Origin of the sequence: Marinoscillum pacificum (assembly GCF_024714495.1) — a bacterium.
Classification (GTDB): Bacteria; Bacteroidota; Bacteroidia; order Cytophagales; family Cyclobacteriaceae; genus Marinoscillum; species Marinoscillum pacificum.
In genome coordinates this window covers 1-19339 of sequence record NZ_JAMZMJ010000002.1, presented here as the reverse complement: position 1 = coordinate 19339, position 19339 = coordinate 1, and the positions used below count along the sequence as shown (strand labels likewise).

Genomic DNA, 19339 nt, shown 5'->3' with positions numbered 1-19339 from the left:
ACAATAGGTTAGATGTAGGTTAGGTAAGTTTTCTTACAGAGGACGAATTATTTTTTCGTCTTCCTTTTAGCTCCACCACGTTTCTTCTCAGGAGTGGCTTCAGCTAAAGCTTTACAGTCCTCAAAAGAAAGTTCTTCAGGTTTCTTATCCTTAGGGATCTTAACGTTTTTCTTTCCGAACTTAATGTAAGGTCCGTAGCGTCCATTCAATACAAATACGGTATCGTCTTCATCAAACGTTTTAATGTATTTGTTGGCGTCTTCTTCCCTTTTAGCAAGGATTAGTTGAACTGCCTCTTCCTCGGTGATAGTTAATGGATCTTGCTCTGGCTTCAATGAAACGAACTTGCCAGCATGACGAATATATGGTCCATATCGCCCAACCGCGGCTGTCATTACCTCACCTTCTAATTCACCTACTTCACGTGGTAATTTGAATAGTTCCACAGCTTCTTCCAATGTGATACTTTCTATTAGCTGGCCATGTCTCAGACTTGCAAACTTTGGTTTTTCACCTCCATTTTCCTCGTCTTCCATTTCTCCGAGCTGTACATAAGCACCGTATTTGCCAAGCTTAGCGATGATTGGTTTGCCTGTTTTTGGGTCAGTACCAAGTTCTCTTCCGGCTTTCACCTCAGAGCGCTTCAGCTGTTCTGTATCTTCAATTTTTGAATGGAAACCGCCATAGAAAGATTTGATCATGTCTCTCCATCCTATTTTTCCATGAGCAATATCATCAAACTCTTGCTCTACTTTCGCTGTGAAAGAGAAGTCGATCACATTAGGGAAGTATTCTACCAGAAAGTCATTTACGACCATTGCAGTATTGGTAGGGAAGAGCTTGTTTTTCTCTGCGCCAGTAATCTCTGTTTGAGTTACGGTTTTGATGTCTCCACCTGCAAGAAGAACTTCTCTGTAATTACGCTCATGTCCATCACGATTCTCTTTGGCGATGTAGTTACGCTTGATTACAGTAGAGATAGTTGGTGCATAGGTAGAAGGTCTACCAATACCCATTTCTTCTAATTTCTTAACAAGACTTGCTTCAGTATATCTTGGAGGATGTCTAGTGAATCCTTCTTTCGCAAGCATGCTTTTCAAGTCTAGAACCTGACCAATATTTAATGGAGGGAGCATTCCTGCTTGTTCCTCATCATCTTCATCGTCAGTTGATTCGATATATACTTTTAAGAATCCTTCAAACTTGATGACTTCACCTTTGGCTACAAGCTTCTCATCATTGGTGCTGATGCCAATGGTTGCTGTTGTTTTCTCTAACTCGGCTTCAGCCATCTGAGAAGCAATAGCTCTTTTCCAAATTAGTTCGTAAAGTCTTCTTTCTTTATCGTCTTTACCTGCTTCGTGAGTAGAAAAGTCTGTTGGTCTGATAGCTTCGTGAGCTTCTTGTGCACCTTGACTCTTCGTTTTGAAATGTCTTTCCTTGAAGAAATCTGGACCGTATGCTTTGGTAATCTCTCCTTTTGCACTTGCAATCGCATCGTTGGAAAGGTTTACGGAGTCCGTTCTCATGTACGAAATCTTACCAGCTTCATATAGTTTCTGCGCAACTGACATGGTCAGGGCTACTGGGAAACTTAACTTTCTACTCGCTTCCTGTTGCAAAGTGGAAGTGGTAAATGGAGGAGCAGGAGATTTTTTTGCTGGTTTAGTTTCCAGGTTCTCAATGCTGAATTCTGCAGAAGTACAGCTTTGTAGGAAAGCTAATGCATCAGATTCAGATTCGTATTTTTTAGGTAATTCGGCTTTTAGTATTTTCCCTCCACCCAAATCGAATAGAGCTGTTACTTTAAAGCTTGAAGTTGGGGTAAATTGATCGATTTCTCTCTCACGCTCTACTACGAGTCGTACTGCCACTGACTGTACTCTACCAGCAGATAGACCCGCTTGTATTTTCTTCCAAAGAACTGGAGATAATTCGTAACCAACCAAACGATCTAAAATTCTTCTTGCTTGCTGCGCATTTACCAGATCCTGATCAATAGTCCTTGGATTTTGGATGGCATTCTGGATGGCGTTTTTGGTGATTTCTCTAAACACAATTCTTCGTGTTTTAGAATCATCAAGCTCTAGTGCATGATGCAAATGCCATGAAATTGCCTCTCCTTCACGGTCATCATCCGATGCAAGGAAGATTGTATCAGCATCCTTAGAAAGTTTCTTAAGCTCTTTGATGACTTCTTTCTTGTCAGCAGATACTTTATAGGTGGGTTCGAAGTTGTTTTCTATATCAATAGCAAAATCATCCTTAGGGAGGTCTCTCACGTGACCATAGGAAGATTTTACCTGGTAATCTTTACCCAAATACCCTTCAATCGTTTTCGCTTTTGCTGGAGACTCTACTATAACCAGGTTTTTTGCCATGTTTTAAAATTTTTAAGGCGGTAAATATCTTTAAATTTTATTAATTAACTAAAGATTTCAAGAGGTGTAAGCCAACGAGGTGTTATAATCGCTACCTTACACGCATAACACAATATTACCAAAATGGTTAAGAAACTTTTCCTTTTGAGGCACGGTCATGCCGTGAGTGGATTTAATATGAGAGACTATGATAGAACGCTATCCCAAGAAGGAGAGCAGTCTATTGCTGCACTGGCAATCCAACTCAAAGCTAAAGAAATACATATAGATCAAATCATTTGTAGTCCTTCAATTCGTACCATGCAAACATGTAATATCCTAACCACTGGGATTAATTACGAAGGCAATGTAGACTATGTTAATGCAATTTACGAAGCAACCACCAATCAATTATTTCAGTTAATATCAGAGACAAGTGATCAAGTAAATGATATCATGCTTATTGGGCACAATCCTGGAATAAGTTATTTGTGTGATTATCTAACTACAAGTAGAAATACTGGAATGTCTCCAGGAAATTTAATTGAGATTCATTTTGAATGTGATCACTGGAATGAAGTAACAAAGGGATCTGGTACCATACATTAACTACAATGAAAGTCATAATCTGCCCCAATGCCTTTAAAGGTTCTTTAAGTGCCGAACATGCTGCTGAAGCCATTGCTAGAGGACTCAAACTTGCGTCTGATGATATTGAATGTGTGGAGTTGCCTATAGCAGATGGGGGAGATGGCTCACTAGGTGTGATTGCTAAGTACTTAGATGCTGAGATCTATACTCGAGAGGTGGCTGGTCCATGCGGTTCTGTTGTTGAAGCGAAATATGGTTGGCATGATGATGAGAAGTTGGCAATTATTGAACTTGCAGAAGCCTCAGGTATCCGATTATTAGAGGAACTGGATCCATGGAATGCAACCACCTACGGCACAGGTGAATTGATACAAAATGCCTTAAAGCGAGGTGCTACTAAAATTTATTTGACGATAGGAGGAAGTGCTTCGGTTGATGGAGCAATTGGAATTTTAGATGCTCTTGGAGTGGAGTTTATTGATCTCAGAGGAAAGGTTATTGAGAACCCGAAACCATCAGATATCAAACGAATTTCAGAAATCAAAATGGATGTATTGACAGAGGTTCGAGACCAATGTCAAATACATATACTCTGTGATGTAGTCAATCCTTTGCTCGGTGATGAAGGAGCTGCTCGAGTTTTTGGTCCTCAGAAAGGATTGGAAGAGCGAGATATTCCGTGGTTTGATGATGCTTTAAAATCTTTGGCTGATCATATCGAAAAGAGTAGAGGGTTAAAAGTTCATGATTTGGAACATGGTGGCGCTGCTGGTGGAGTGGCAGCTATTTTAAATGGAGCATTGGATGCACGTTTGATACCAGGTGGCGATACAATTTTAGAATGGGCAAAATTCAAAGAGCAGCTTGAAAGCGCAGATGTACTCATTACTGGAGAAGGCCGAATAGATCAACAAACCAATTTTGGGAAAGGACCAGGACTTGTTGCTCGACTGGGCAAAGAACATGGTTTGAAGGTGATCGGACTATCAGGGTCTGTCAATACAGAAATAGAGCCCATCGATTATTTTGATGTGGTTTTGCCTATCATCAATGGACCGATGGATCTTTCAACTGCCATGAAGTATACCTATGTAAACTTGGAGCGAACCGCTTATCAGTTAGCCAGGCTGGTGTTAGCTGATTGATTCAGTTCATCCAACAAGTCTCTAAAATTCTCGGTATCGTATTTAGCCATTCCATGATTCTCAACCACCATTTGTCCTGCAGGAGAGATTACATAAGTAGTAGGGATTGAAGAGGTGCTATATGTTTTTGGTAATCCGGTTTTTAAATAATAGATAGGGAAATCATACCCTTTATGCTCTACAAACTCTTTTGCTTTTATTCTATTTTCATCCAATGAAATCATGACAAAAGAGACTTCAGAGCCTTTTTTCTGATATAAATCATCAATGTCCGGCATTTCTGCGATGCATGGAGGGCACCAGGTGGCCCAAAAATTCAAAAAGACAGTTTGGTTTTTAAATTCAGAGAAAGAAACTTCTTCACCATTGATGTCAGTCAGTAAAAAGTTATAATCAGCTGACTTATCCTCTTCTACTTTATTGGGTTGAATGATTCCGGTGGCAAGTAGTCCTCTTTGCAATAAACCTATTGCTTCAGTATGTAAACCAGTGAAGTAAAGCGTTAGGCCAACCACCACAATAATCAGCCACTCAGTGAGTTCTCTTTTATAGGTCTTTTTTGCCATGATTGTTTGACTAAATTTATTCTTAGATTCCTAACATAATTCTTGCCGATAAATTCCTAGAAATGATATTTTTGGCGCCCAATTAAAATCCTTATGACAAACTACATAGCTAAGATAGCCCAAGAATTCTCTTTGCAACCACGATTTGTGGAAGCAACTATTAACCTATTAGACGAAGGAGCCACCGTTCCATTCATTTCCAGATATCGTAAAGAGCTTACTGGCTCTATGGATGAAGTGGAAGTTGCAAATGTGCGTGATCGAATTGCGCAGCTTCGTGATTTGGATAAAAGAAGAGATGCTATACTTAAGTCAATTGATGAACAAGGTAAGCTAACCCCTGAGCTGAAAGTTAAAATAGAAGCAGCTGAAACAATGGCTGTATTGGAAGATTTGTATTTGCCGTATAAGCCGAAAAGAAAAACAAGAGCATCAGTTGCCAAAGAAAAAGGATTGGAACCTTTGGCAAAAGTTATCTGGGAGCAAGGCAGCTTAATGCCTGAGCAAGAGGCTGAGCAATTCATTAGTGAAGAAAAAGGAGTAGAAGATGTAGCAGCTGCACTTCAGGGAGCAAGAGACATTATTGCTGAGTGGATCAGTGAAGATGCAGATGCGAGAAAGAAAGTTAGAGCACTATTTAAGTCAGAAGGAGTTGTTAGCTCACGCGTGCTAAAAGGAAAAGAAGAAGAAGGAAGTAAATATAAGGACTATTTCGAATGGGAAGAGGGTTTGAAAGAGATTCCATCTCACCGATTATTAGCGATTAGAAGGGCTGAGAGAGAAGGTATTCTAATGATGGATACTTCTATACCAGAAGAAATGGCTTTTGATACCTTGAGTAGAATGTTTGTTCAGGGTCAAAATGCAGCTGCAGAGCAGGTAGAAATCGCTTTGAAGGATTCTTACAAGCGTTTAATCAAGCCAAGTATCGAAACTGAAGCGCGTCTGGAAAGTAAAAAGGCTGCTGATCTTGAAGCGATCACTGTATTTGCTGAAAATTTGAAGCAATTGTTGATGGCTGCACCTCTTGGGCAAAAGGCTGTTATGGCCATCGATCCAGGTTTCAGAACAGGTTGTAAGGTTGTATGTCTGGATCGTCAAGGAAAGTTGTTGGAAAATACTGCCATCTATCCAAATGCTCCACAGAATGATCAGCATACTGCTGGTGCTGTAGTAATGGCATTGGCACAAAAACATAACATTGAGGCTATCGCCATTGGTAATGGTACAGCAAGTAGAGAAACAGAGCAATTTGTGAAGTCACTAGGACTACCTAGAAACATCATCATTGCAATGGTAAATGAAAGCGGTGCATCCATTTATTCTGCTTCAGAAGTAGCGCGTGAAGAGTTTAAAGAATACGATGTTACAGTTCGGGGAGCTGTGTCAATTGGTCGTCGTATGATGGATCCTTTGGCGGAATTGGTAAAAATTGATCCAAAGTCTATCGGTGTAGGACAATATCAGCATGATGTAGATCAAAATGAGCTGAAGCACTCATTGGATGACGTGGTAATGAGTTGTGTGAACGGTGTAGGCGTAGAGTTGAATACTGCAAGTAAGCAATTATTAACCTACGTTTCTGGTTTAGGACCTCAATTAGCGGAGAACATTGTAAAGCATCGTGATGCCAATGGAGCGTTTAAAAGCAGAAGTGAGTTAAAGGCAATTCCAAGGTTAGGTGATAAAGCATTTGAACAAGCTGCTGGTTTCTTGAGAATCAAAGGAGCCTCTAATGTGTTGGACGAAAGTGCTGTACACCCAGAGCGATACGAAACCGTAAATACCATGGCAAAAGACCTTGGTTGTTCTGTGGAGGATTTGGTGAGAGATCAAAACCTAAGAAGTCGTATTGACTTGAAGAAATACGTCACAGATACGGTTGGATTACCAACACTTAAAGATATTATTGACGAATTAGCAAAGCCAGGTCGTGACCCTCGTGAGCAGTTTGAGGCATTTGCTTTTGCTGATCACGTTCACGAAATAAAAGACTTAACAATTGGAATGAAACTTCCAGGAATCATTACCAATATAACTAAGTTTGGAGCGTTCGTTGATGTAGGGGTGCATCAAGATGGATTGGTTCACGTAAGTCACTTATCAGATAATTTTGTGTCTGATCCGGCATCAGCTGTAAAACTTCAGCAAAAAGTAAATGTGACCGTTCTGGAAGTAGACGTGCCGAGAAAGAGAATTTCACTTTCTATGAAGTCTGATCCATTTGGACAACCTGCTCCAAAGCAAAAGAGAAGACAAGAAAAGGAGCCAGAAGGTGACCTTCAAGCTAAACTGGCTATGTTAAAAGGTAAATTCAACAGTTGATTTTGAAAAAAGCGGTATTCTATCTGGTTTTAGTAATTGCAGGACTTTCGGCTTGTGATGATGGTTATTTGCCCGAGGGTTACTGGCCATATCAGGTAGAATACATGCTTACTGATGGCGATAGTAAAAATTGGTTGGTTACCGAATGGGTCGAAGATGATAATCAAGTGGTCATGACCTCTTGTGCAGATAGTCTACGTTTTGCATTCGCATATATCACCAGCGATTCCATAGCCAGCTATGAATTACGAAAACTTGGAGATTGTTTGACATATGACACCACCTTTTTGGGAGAATTAACAGCCTCTGGTGGTAGTGGTTATTTTACTGATAGTTTGTATGTTGAACTGTCAAATGGAACCATTAATCGATATTTCGTAAAATCACTGACTTCAAGCTATTTAAATATGGAATTTGTAAAAAGTGGAAGAAAAACTGGGATTGTAGCTACTCAGGAATAGTCTTACGAGAAAAAAGTAAGCATTTTGCCTAAAAAAATAGTATTGTTCGTCGATAATATTTGATTATCTAGGTATTTCTAGGAAGATTTGTGTTTGAGAGACATCAGTTTTAGTACTGTCAACACGAAATGCATATGTACCGTCTATTTATTCTGATTAGCGTCATTGGAGCTTTATCTATTCCTACATTTTCCCAAACAGGGCCAGCAGGGGTAGGTAATACCAGTAGTAACATTCTTTGGCTTGATGCACAAAACCCATCTTCACTTTCTGGTTCCTTAGTCAATGATGATCCAATTACTACATGGAGTGATGTGTCTGGAAATGGCAATGATTTTGTTCAGCAAGGTGCTGACCCAGTTCCTGTTTTTAGAAATGATGGTTTATCATCCGGTTCTTATAACGTTGTTCGTTTCGATGGTACCGAAAGATATCTAGTTCATCCTGATGATGATGATTTTGATTTAAATCTAAGCGAGTTTACGATTCTCGCTGTTTATTACAAAGGCTCTTCTGATGACGACCCAAGAGGGATTCTTTCTAAAAGAACATCATATGGATCTCAGGAATCCTATTATTTATACACTTACACAGGAAATACATTAAGACTAAATACTCGTACTTCAGGTAACAGTGGGGTAGTTTCTGCCAATGCTTTGTCGGTAGGTGACAACTTAATTGCAGCTACATTCACCGGTGCATTGCAACAATTGCATATCGATTCCGATCAGGAGGCGTCAGGGTCAAAAACGGGTACTATTAACAATTCGACATCTTCCATATTCATTGGAGCGTTGAATAACAATTACGGAACCTATTTCGATGGAGAAATAGCTGAGCTTATTATGTACCGTACAGCCCTTAATGGTGGAGAAAGGCTTGTTGTTGAAAACTATTTAGCGGAAAAGTATGGACTTACAATTGCTAATGACTTTTTTGGAAACGATACGGATTATTCATCTTCATATGATGCTGATATTCGAGGAATAGGAACAGGAGATGGATCAAATCTTCATGATGTGTCCGGGTTTTCTAGTGGTTTGCAGCTGGAAGCAGTGAGTGGGCTTGATAATAGTAATGAGTTTGTGCTTTTTGCTCATAATTCTGCTATATCACATTCTGATGCAAGCACTGCTAATATTGCATCAGCGGATATAGTAAGTGGGGATATAACCAACAGGTGGGCTAAAGATTACTACTTCGAAGTTAGTCAAGGTGGGTCGATTGATGCTGCTACTGTTGATACGAAATTTGTTTTTGATTTTTCTGAAGCCGGGTTGGCCTTTTCTGGTAGTTCTTCGGACTATGTTTTGCTATATCGAGAAAATACGTCAGATGATTTTTCCCGAGTATTTGCTTATGAATATGCATTAGAGAATTCTGATCAGATAGTTGTTTCCATTCCGGCAAGTAGATTAAAAACTGGATATTATACCTTGGGTAGAGGAACCCAAATCACTACAAGAAAGTGGTATGTTCTTCAGAACGGAAATTGGTCTGATGCATCCACTTGGACATTAGATGCTGGTTCCGCACCTATTCCAAATAATCCATCCAATGAAACCCCAGGAGTTGAAGATGATGTGATTATCCGCACAGGTAAAACTGTTACGATGACTACCGACAATATTGCAATAGGTAGTATCACTGTCGATGGTACTTTAATTGTTTCCACAACTACGGGCCATGATTTCAATCAGATTGATGGTCAAGGAACAATTAGGATTAGTGGAAATGGTGGCGTGAGTAATTTTCCAGAAGGTAATACTGTATCTTCAAATGGTTTTGGTAATCCAATCAATGGTGGTTTACTGTCCGTTCGAGGTACAGGTCTTGAATTTAATGAAGATGAGACTTTCAAGGACGTAAGGATCTTATTAGATAATCCTACAGACATTGTTCAATTGGGGGCAAATTTGACAATCAACGGAGATTTCAATGTGAGATATGGAACGCTTCAATTTGGAGATGGATCTGGAGTGAACAGGACTTTTACTGTATTAGGAGATTTTAAGGTTGAAAATAATGGAGGATCTCAAGATGGTCGTGTAAGTACAGCTTTTGTAGCTTCTTCAAATACACGTCATGAATTTAACCTATACGGTAACTTCTTAAATGAAGGAACGGCACAATTTTCTGATAGAACTGCTATTAACTACACTAGTGAATCTGCAAATGGTGTAGTAGACCTTAATCTAATCAGTACTACTGATGATCAAAGAGTAGATTGTAATGGACTCACTTATTTCTACAGGATAGAAATTGTTAAAGGATCTACAGACTTCACGGCCTTTATTCAGGCAGATGATCCTGGTAACTTTATTTTGACAGGATATGCCAATGATGACACAAATTCTGATATCACTATTCCTTCACAAAATGAAAATGCTCTTGGACTTGTTACTGGTACAGTCAGTTTAGGAACTAATGTGAATGTTCGTTTAAATACAACAGGAAACTACTCTATCGGGTCTAGTGCTAAATTAGTTGTTAATGGCGCTATGGTTACCAAAACAGGAGGAGCAGCAATTACTCCTTATGGAACTATAGAAGTAATCGGAGGTATTCTTGAAGTGCCATCTGGTAGTGGTATTACAACGAGAGATGCCGGCCAAATTAATGTTTCTGGAGGACAAGTTTGGGTTAGTCAAATCCGAACATCTATTCAAGGAGTCAACGCCCAGGGAGGTTTTCAACAAACTGGTGGTACTGTCAATGTGTGGGATTATAGTGCTGCGGAAAGCCCGATTTTAGGAACAGCAGCGGGATCAGCGAATAATGATTATGCTCGATTTAGCCTGGTTTATGAAGGCAACGCTTTCACTATGACTGGAGGTACGCTCAATGTAAAAGATGCAACTTCTAGTGGATTGTTATTCATCAATTCTAATCCGGATAATATTAAAGTACAGGGCGGGACAGTCAACCTTTACTCTACTGTAACAGGTAATTCCGAAATTGCGTCAAAGGCTCCTTTCTGGAACCTAAAAATTCTCAATAGTAGTACTAATACTACGGCAAAAGTTGTTGCTCAAACATTACTTAATGGCCCTGGTGGAGTAGATGATCGTACCATTACAGATCCTGATGTTATTGTTTTGAATGATCTGACGATTGAGACGAGTACAACCAGAACTTCTGGTTCAAACACCTATGGTGGATACCTGGATTTATGTCCAGGAAACAATTGTGTTAATCTGGAAGTTGGGGGAGACCTCTTAATAAGAGATAGTGGCGTATTAGATGTATGGGCTTGGGATGGTAGTAGCAATGCTGGTAGTGCCACTGTAACCATGAATGGTAGTGAAAATGCTATGTTATACGTTGGTGATATTACTACCTATAACAACTCCCTTGTTGAGTTTGAATACCCTGACACAGGTCCATGGCCATCAGGTTTTGGTAGTGGGGATGAAACTTACGGTATCTACACTTTGCCATTTTACAATTGGGTAATTGATAAAGAAGATGCTGTATTGTTTTTATCTGCAAAGAACCCTAGTAAAGGTAATGGAAGTCCTAGTAGTAACGCTAGTTTGTACAAAACTTCGAATGGAGGTAAGAACTTAAGTAGATATGCGGTAAGGTTGGTTGTGGTAACTAATGAGTTTGAGTTACTAAATGGAACACTAAATCAAAATGATCCAGTGAATACACTTCAATTGACTGAAGGGGATGGGAATGATTTTGGAAATGTTGGAGACCCTGTAGGTTATGGTATGTATTTACTTGGTTCAGTTACGAATAATGGTAACTGCTTTGTCTATGATGATGGTGTAACACGAAAAGAAGGAACTGTCAACATCAGAGCAGAGAATGATGTAACCATTACTTCTGCAGACGGAGCCACTTTTGGAAATTTGGAGCTTAATAACGATGGTTATGAGTTCATTTTAACAAGTGACCTGGAAGTTGGTAGGTTACAGTATGCTGCTGGAATAATTGATATTGGAACCCACAATTTGAAAGTTGATGTTTTCGAATTTTTAGATTTATCATCTAGTGGTTTCATTCCGTCTGTAGGAGGACAGGGCATTTATAATACGAGTAATTATATCCGAATGGCCGGTAATGCATCTGATGGTGGCTTATCTATTAAATTACCTAGATCTCTTACTCTTTATGAAAGTAGTACGCCATCATTTCCTGATGCCAACTATACTGAAGAATATAATATTGTTGATAGATCCTCGTACTACGATGATGGTCAGGTTTATAATACACCGGATAGAGTCTGGTTCCCAATTGGTACTGCAGCCAACTCTACAGAGAGATATACGCCGGCTGTTATGCATATTGTAGATGATGCAGGTGTGACTTATAGTGGTGATGAATATGTGACAGTTCGTCTAGTGGATAAAGAACTTCAAACGACTGATTTGAGTGGTGGAGATATACTTTCTTATTATTGGAACGTAAGTACAGAAGGTTTTGATGGAGGTCTCCCGACTGTTTCATGGATATTCCAATACGATGATAATGATGTAGATGCCGGTGACGAAACATTATATGTTCCTGGCAAGGTTGTTTCTAATGGGAGTTACTTAAGGTCAAATGATGGTACAGCTCAAGCAGTAAAAGATGGTGGAGGGACTGGAAATGCTGGTAACATCGTAGGTACTGACCCAGCAAATATCATCATGTTCAACGGAGTAAACATTGACGCAACAGTTGATGATGCCAATGATGAAATAGATTCAGGAACTAATGATGGCGTATATAGACAGGGCAATGTAGATAACAACTGGACCACTCCATGGCCGGGTACAGGGTTCGCACTAGAAGCTGGTAACTATACTGCTGGTGAGGCTACAAGATTTGTTGGTTCTCCTGAGATATATTACAGTAGACGAGATGGTGATTGGCATCAGTCAAGTACATGGTCCACTGATCAAACGAATAAGCATGAAGGAGCATCAGCTTCAGACTACCCACAAGTTGGGGATGTTGTATTTATTGCTGGTAATAGTTCTGATGGGTCGCATACTATCATAATAAGTGAAGAGTCATCTCATCCAGATGATATCGAGGTGGAGGAAGTAACTTTTAATGGTGGAGGAAGTCCATCATTGGTTATGCAAACAAATGGCGACCTCAATAGTGTGGACTTGGGTATAGTAAAAGGAGAAGCTGGTACAACTTCTCAAATTATAAGAGAAATAGAGACTAGTACTTATACATTTACTGCGGATATTGGAGATTGGGCAAGTTTCTCTGAAAACCAGTTCCAATATAAGAAACATAGCCCTTCAGGGACATTGACAATCCCTACCGATTTGAGTGAGTTTCCAACGTTGGCATTTGCTGGTAATCGCTCTGGCGATAAATCTGATCCACCTAGTTACGATTTAATTTTAGGGCATTCAATTACTGTTAATGGAGATATGATATTCATGTCAACGGTTGACTTTGAGTTGGAGGATGGTGCCACAGAAACGATCACTGTTGCTGGAGATGTTAATATCGGGGCAAATAATGATGCTAGGGTGACTTTTCCTGAAACAGGTTTCTGGACATTAGATATAGCAGGAGATTTAGGCTTGTTAGTTGGTACTAGTTCTGGCTGGGGTGAGCAGGCGGAATTACTCATTGATGACAATGCAACAGTAGAGCACCTTATTAAATTGGGAGGTGATTTAGTAGTTGAGGAAAGAGAAGACGGTGTAGATGGGGCAGATCCTTTAATCGACTTGGTAGCCAATGTTGGTGGAGGAGGTATTATCCTGGAGTTTACTGGAGAAAATGATGGGACGACTAATATTACTAATTCCGGAGGGAGTGTACTTGTTCCAGACCTTTACAAAATAGTAATGAATAAAGGTTCTGATCTCTCGAATACATTCACCATAGCTTCAGAGATCAATTTGCCACAACCAACAGATTTAGGAGCGGCACCAGTGGAAATACTCAATGGCTTACTCATATTTGATGACCCATCACTGGATATCACTTTGGCAGATGGAACTCAAGGTGACCTTTATTTACCAAATACTTTAAATACATACGCTTCCTCTGGTTCTGGTGGACTTGAGATCAAGCAAGGTACAGCGAACATCTCTGGAGATGATACTGGAATTATCCTTGACGGTTTGTTGAGAGTCTCTGGTGGTACGCTTGATATGGCAATTACTGGAGATAATGGCAATAATTTTATTGAATATGGTAGTTCTGATAATGCCACTATCGAGGTAACGGATGGTTCTCTATTAGTTGGTTCTCAATTAAGAAGAAAATTAACCGCGGTGACTGGTTTGTTAAACTATACTCAGACTGGAGGTATTGCCAGATTTGGTATTGAAGCTGCCCCAGAAAATACACGAGGAGTGTTTGAATTAACCAACTCTGGAAGTGAGTTTACGCACACTGGGGGAGAATTCACCATAGTAAGACAAAATGGTTCATCAACTGTAGGTTCGTTTATACTTAAACCTGATACTGATGATCTAGATGTGAGTGGTTCTACAATTACATTCGGAAATTCCGACACTCCTGTAAGTCAAAGTCAAATTGGAATTGACTCCAATGTACCATTGAATAAAATCTTAGTTACCGGAAATAACTCTCCAACGGTAGTCATATTCAATACTTCACTAGAATTGGATAGTTTGACAATTGAAACTGGTGGAACGTTCGATGCCAATGGATTTACATTGACTATCAATGAAGATTTAGTGAATGATGGCGTGTTTGAAAATGGAGGAACAGACATCAATCAGCAAACGACTTATTTCGCATCAGGGGTTGACCAATCTATTTCAGGATCTGGAATCACAAATTTCTATAATCTTATTAAAGACGGATCGAGTACGCTTGATATTCAGAAGAATATTACCGTCGATAATGATTTAGAATTTCTGGATGGTACAATGTCTACTGATACCTATGCTGTGAATCTGAAAGGAGATATGACACTTGATGGGACTCATCAGAGTAGTTCGGTAGGGCCTGGTATTGTATTTAATGGTACTGGCGGACAGAATCTGGATACATCAACCGATACTGGTGAGTTTGGGGTAATGACACTTGATAATTCAAATGGCTTAGAGATTCCTGGTGATGGAAGAGTTTTCGCTGTAAACGATAAAATTGTTCTAACCTCTGGAGTTTTCAATATCGGTGGTAACCTATTGGTGATGAATGAAAGTGCATACTTTGAAAACGGTCTAGGTGCAACAGATCGATCCGGTTTTAATAAGAATAGTATGATTTCAGTGAATGCGAGTATTACGGATAATGGAGTGCGTAAGGTGTTCAATGATTCATATACTGGAACTTATTTGTATCCTGTAGGTCTGAACTATTATACTCCGGCAGAAATCAATATTACAGGTATGTCAGGGGGGAACACAGGTCAGATAACTGTAAAACCAATTGAAGATATTGCGGGTGGTATTTCGGATGATAGTGATGAGACATGTTTTGGTGACAATAGTGACTATGATGATACAGAGAATATCCTTCAATTCTATTGGTTGATTAGATCTGCAAATATTACAGATTTTGATGGCTCAATTTATCTGTATCATGTAGATGCGCTTGAGTCTGTTAATAATACACAAGGATTAGGTTTGACAAATTATGCTCCTGCGAGATTGTTAAATAATAGTTCAGCATGGGATAAGGCATACAGTGAAGCGTTGTTTGATGAAACGAACAATGTTATCATGTTTAAGAATAGTGTATCCGCTGATTACGCCAACTTTACTAGTACTGATATTACAGGGACTTATACCGCTGGAATAACAAGAGATGACTCTGACGTAATCCTGTGCGGTGGAGCAATTCCAGATATTGTGCCTGAGTATATCACTATCGGGACATTAGGATCAGGAAGTATTACGGATATAAGTTCATTTGCTACTGCGGATGGTGGTACAGTACCAAGTTTAGGAGAATCTCCGGATTTAACAGTTGCAGGAGATTTCACTCTTGACCTGACAAATCAATTTTGGAGATTCAGAAAGGTTACAATAGAGACAGGTGCAACCCTTACTATTACAGGTGCAGGAGTCAATTTAGGTACGATTGAAGGTGAAGGGACATTGAAGTTGTATAATACGAACGCTTTACCTGCCGGTGATTATGCTTCATTTGAAGCTAATTCTGGTTGTACTCAGGGTGGAATATTGGAGTTAGAAGTTACTTCTGGAAATAGCGTTGATTTGGCTTTACCATTTAATAATTTGAGAGGATTGGTAGTATCTGGTGATGGAGAAAAAGTGATAACGAATGGGACGTCATTTGATATCTGTGAAGACCTGGAGATTCTTGATGCTGGTACATTAACAATGGGTGATAATACCACATTAAGAATTAAAGGAGATATTATCAAAGAAACCGCTACAACCTTCGATGGTGATAATAATAATGCGAGAATCATTCTTAACGGATCCACCCAACAAACTATTGATGGAGCTTTTGAAGGCTCTGAAATGATTAGTTATTTGAGAGTCAATAATGCGGCAGGTTTGACAGTCCTAAATGCTACAAATGACAATGTAGAAGTAGAGGACCTGGTACTAACTAATGGTAAAATTGTTACAGACGCCGATAATTCATTAATTGTAATCAATACAGGTACCATAACTGGGAATTTTAGTAGTACAACATTTGTAAATGGTCCATTGAAAAGAAGATTGGAAACAAGTACTGACCGTCAGCTTTTCCCTGTTGGTTCTGGTTCTGTATACCAGCCATTCGAGGTTAGTAATACCCTGGGATACACGGGTACAAAAGATTGGTCAGTTCAGTATCATGATGAAGATCCAGGTACTACCGCATTGATTACCAACGTTAACGCTTCTTATGACTTCTCAACATGGGGTGGTGAAGAGAATGACCTTAACTCAACCTTATTTAGAGAAGATGTATTTGAAGTAGAAGTGGCGTCTCCTGCTACTGCGGATGTTAGACCTTACTGGGATAGTGATTCAGATGTGGGAGCAACCTGGAATGAATGGCAATACTTAAGGGTAATGGTATGGGACAATGTTGATGAGACCTGGGAAAGTTATGGTAACGGAAACCTAAATTACAGCGGAATGACGGCTTCAAGAGGATCAATCGTTTCTGATACAGACTTAAGTTTCAGTACCAATTTCGTGACCTTAGGATCTAACGAACCTGTACCACTTCCGGTAGAGTTTGTATTCTTCACAGCTCGCTTAGCTGACAATGGTACAGTGGTTTTGGACTGGCAGACAGCTTCTGAGATTAGTAATGATCGTTTTGAAGTTGAGCGAATCAATGCCGATGGGGAATTTGAAGTGATCGGAACTGTAAAAGGTGCTGGAGATTCTAATGAATTGCTTGATTATCAGTTTAAAGATTACTCACCTTATCACGGTATCAACTACTACAGATTGAGACAGGTTGATTACGACGGTCAATATGAATACAGTGGATTAGTGATGGTTAATAATGATGATTACTTTAAAGGATTGGATGTGACAGTATATCCAAATCCAGTCGAGGGTGATCAAATTGGACTAATCATTAAGTCAGGTGATGAGCTTTCAGATATTCAATTGGTTTTAATGGATGTGGCTGGCCGTACCTTGGATAGAGTAGTGAAGACTCCAATCATTGGCTCAGCAAAATATGAAATGGACTTTAGAAAAGGTGAAGTTGGTTCAGGATTATTTTACCTTATCGTTGTACAGGGAGAGAACAAGAAAGTAATGAGAGTATTGGTCAAATAGACTCAATACTCATTGATCATATTCACGAAATGGCCGGCCGCAAGTCCGGCCGTTTCTGTTCTTAGGGTACTAGAACCTAAGCTGATTTTCTCAAACCCTGATGTAAATGCTTTGGATGCTTCTTCTGGTGTGAAGTCTCCTTCAGGACCAATAAGCGTTAAAATGGAATTGTGAGGTCGAATTACTTTCGAGTAATAGGGGAGGTTATTCTCCACTACTGCGATGAATTTTGAATCAGCACTGGTGTTTTTTAGAAACAGATCAAATTTGACTAAATCATTGATTTTAGTGAGATAACCACTTTTGGATTGCTTTAATGCGCTTACGGCTTTTTTCTCCAATCGATCAATTCTGATCTTCGTTCGCTCACAGTTTTTGGTAAGAATCAAACTAATTTCATCTACACCGAGTTCACAAGCTTTCTCTACGAACCATTCTATTCTATCAATATTCTTGGTGGGTGCAATGGCTATATGATTGTAAAACTTTTTTGCGGGTAGTTGCTTTTTCTCAACTACTTCAAATCTGGTTACCTTTTTACTGACTTCAGTTAGTTGAATGGTGTAATCTCCTCCAATACCATCATATATCCCAACTTTATCACCAGCTGTCTTACGCAAAACTTTACTGCAGTGCATATGCTCTTCTTCTGGTAGTTCAAAAGAGCCTTTGACAATATCGGGATGGTAGAAGTAGATCATATTGCCTCGAAATTAATCAACACAAATTAAGACTGTTTAAAATATTGTCTTGGAGTACATCCTTTTAATTTTTTAAATACTCTATTGAAGGTGGGTTTTGAATTAAAACCTACTGAAAATGCCACTTCCAAATAGGAGGCTTTTGGGTGTTTTTCAATGTGTTCTATGAATGCTTTAATTCTGTAGCTATTGATTAGTTCAGTGAAATTCTGTTGAAATTTTTCATTGATAACTCTGGATAGCGTATGACTAGCGGTAGGTATCGAATGTGCTACTGATTCCAGGGTTAGATCAGGTTTAAGGTATATTCGATTGACAGTCAATGCTTCGATTAGTTTAGATTGAACTAAGGTGGCTTCATCCTGGTCAAACTTGGAGTCCTGATATTTTTTCTTTACCTGTAGTAATTCTGGATATTTAAGGGCGTAGAAAGCAAGAGTGAAAATGATAAAAGAAAATGCCAACCATAAAGTATCGATAATTACTTCGACATATTCCAGAGTGTCCAAAACACTAAATTTTCCAATCAGATAAATGATGACAGCAAAAAACCAAAGTGTTAAATAGGCAAGTTTAAATTTTAGGATGGTTCTTATGAATTTTAAATAATGACCTTGCTTTTCGCTGCTGTGCTCTGCGAGTACATAACTGTTAACTAATTGTCTTGATAAAAACCAATATCCCATATTGAAGAACAATGCAATGGCACCTGAAACTGCGAAATAAGGGAATAGCTTTTTGTCAATTAAGTCATAGATGATTTTTTGCTCCGAAGCTATCAAAAAAGGAAGGTAAAGCGCTAACTGAATAATACTGGGTATGAAATGAACGATAAAACTCTTTTTCGTCTTAATTCTCAGTAGTTTGTGCACATATAGATAAAATGCCGGACCGTAGGAGAATAAGATTAACTCTGGTAGAAATATCAGTTTAGGTTGCCAGTTAAAAACTCTTGGATCCAAAATAGCAGCCCTGCCAAGAAGAGAGATAGTAATCAAGAGCAATAACGATGATAACACGGTATTTGCGGGCTTGTTCTTATTTCTGATGGTGTTGACCACAATCATTAGTAATAGCCCTTGTAGTGCAGCTAAAACGAGAAATATCATATAAGCCGTATAAAAGCCGAGGGATATGTCTTCCCATGTCTCTATGGTGAGGTGAACAGTTTGAGGTTGACCATTGGAAATCACTATTCGATTTGGCAAAGCTCTTCCGTCATTTCTAGCTTCCACAGAATGCCAACTTCCTCGAGTGATTTTATAATTGATTGTATCTGCAGGCTCATTAAGAATTAGCCATAATGTTCCATCCGATTTTTTTTCGAATCGACGCTCTGTAACGTCGGGAAACCAACCATCTACATCTGTCGCAAGGTAGATGGAAGCATCATGCGGTGTATTAGCGGGTAGATCATTAATGATAAATGTGATGGTAACAGTATCCTCTTGAGCATCTGCCTCCAGAATTCCGAACAATCCAACGACCA

Annotated in this window: 9 protein-coding genes; 5 read left to right on the top strand and 4 right to left on the bottom strand. The window is 39.3% G+C overall.

The genetic code is table 11. From position 1 onward, the window contains the following. Positions 1 to 47: 47 nt before the first annotated feature. Positions 48 to 2381, bottom strand: a complete 2334-nt coding sequence (gene topA, locus NXS00_RS07120; protein ID WP_258098463.1) for a type I DNA topoisomerase — start codon at positions 2379 to 2381, stop codon at positions 48 to 50. A 123-nt stretch (positions 2382 to 2504) separates the two neighbouring features. Between topA and NXS00_RS07115 the strand changes: the two genes are divergently transcribed. Then, a complete protein-coding gene (locus tag NXS00_RS07115; RefSeq protein WP_258098462.1) occupies positions 2505 to 2969 on the top strand; it encodes a SixA phosphatase family protein in 465 nt (154 codons plus the stop codon). A gap of 5 nt (positions 2970 to 2974) precedes the next feature. Then, positions 2975 to 4096, top strand: a complete 1122-nt coding sequence (locus tag NXS00_RS07110; RefSeq protein WP_258098461.1) for a glycerate kinase — start codon at positions 2975 to 2977, stop codon at positions 4094 to 4096. On the opposite strand, the gene NXS00_RS07105 is transcribed toward NXS00_RS07110, so the two are convergent. After that, complete coding sequence (locus tag NXS00_RS07105) at positions 4066 to 4662, bottom strand: TlpA family protein disulfide reductase (RefSeq protein ID WP_258098460.1); 597 nt, start codon at positions 4660 to 4662, stop codon at positions 4066 to 4068. The two genes, NXS00_RS07110 and NXS00_RS07105, sit on opposite strands and share 31 nt — an antisense overlap. A gap of 93 nt (positions 4663 to 4755) precedes the next feature. Here NXS00_RS07105 and NXS00_RS07100 point away from each other — a divergent pair, with 93 nt between their 5' ends. From NXS00_RS07100 to NXS00_RS07090, 3 genes are all read left to right on the top strand, one after another. Then, positions 4756 to 6987: a Tex family protein gene (locus NXS00_RS07100; RefSeq protein WP_258098459.1), complete on the top strand. Its 2232-nt coding sequence runs from the start codon at positions 4756 to 4758 to the stop codon at positions 6985 to 6987. Between the two features lie 2 nt (positions 6988 to 6989). Beyond that, on the top strand, positions 6990 to 7448 hold the full coding sequence (locus NXS00_RS07095) for a hypothetical protein (RefSeq protein WP_258098458.1): 459 nt from the start codon (positions 6990 to 6992) through the stop codon (positions 7446 to 7448). A 134-nt stretch (positions 7449 to 7582) separates the two neighbouring features. Then, positions 7583 to 17149: a LamG-like jellyroll fold domain-containing protein gene (locus tag NXS00_RS07090; protein ID WP_258098457.1), complete on the top strand. Its 9567-nt coding sequence runs from the start codon at positions 7583 to 7585 to the stop codon at positions 17147 to 17149. A gap of 2 nt (positions 17150 to 17151) precedes the next feature. Here NXS00_RS07090 and NXS00_RS07085 read toward each other — a convergent pair whose 3' ends face one another. Together NXS00_RS07085 and NXS00_RS07080 are read right to left on the bottom strand one after the other, a co-directional pair. After that, on the bottom strand, positions 17152 to 17850 hold the full coding sequence (locus tag NXS00_RS07085; protein WP_258098456.1) for an RsmE family RNA methyltransferase: 699 nt from the start codon (positions 17848 to 17850) through the stop codon (positions 17152 to 17154). 26 nt (positions 17851 to 17876) lie between these two features. After that, positions 17877 to 19339: helix-turn-helix domain-containing protein (locus NXS00_RS07080; RefSeq protein ID WP_258098455.1), on the bottom strand; the 1463-nt coding region annotated here is incomplete at its 5' end.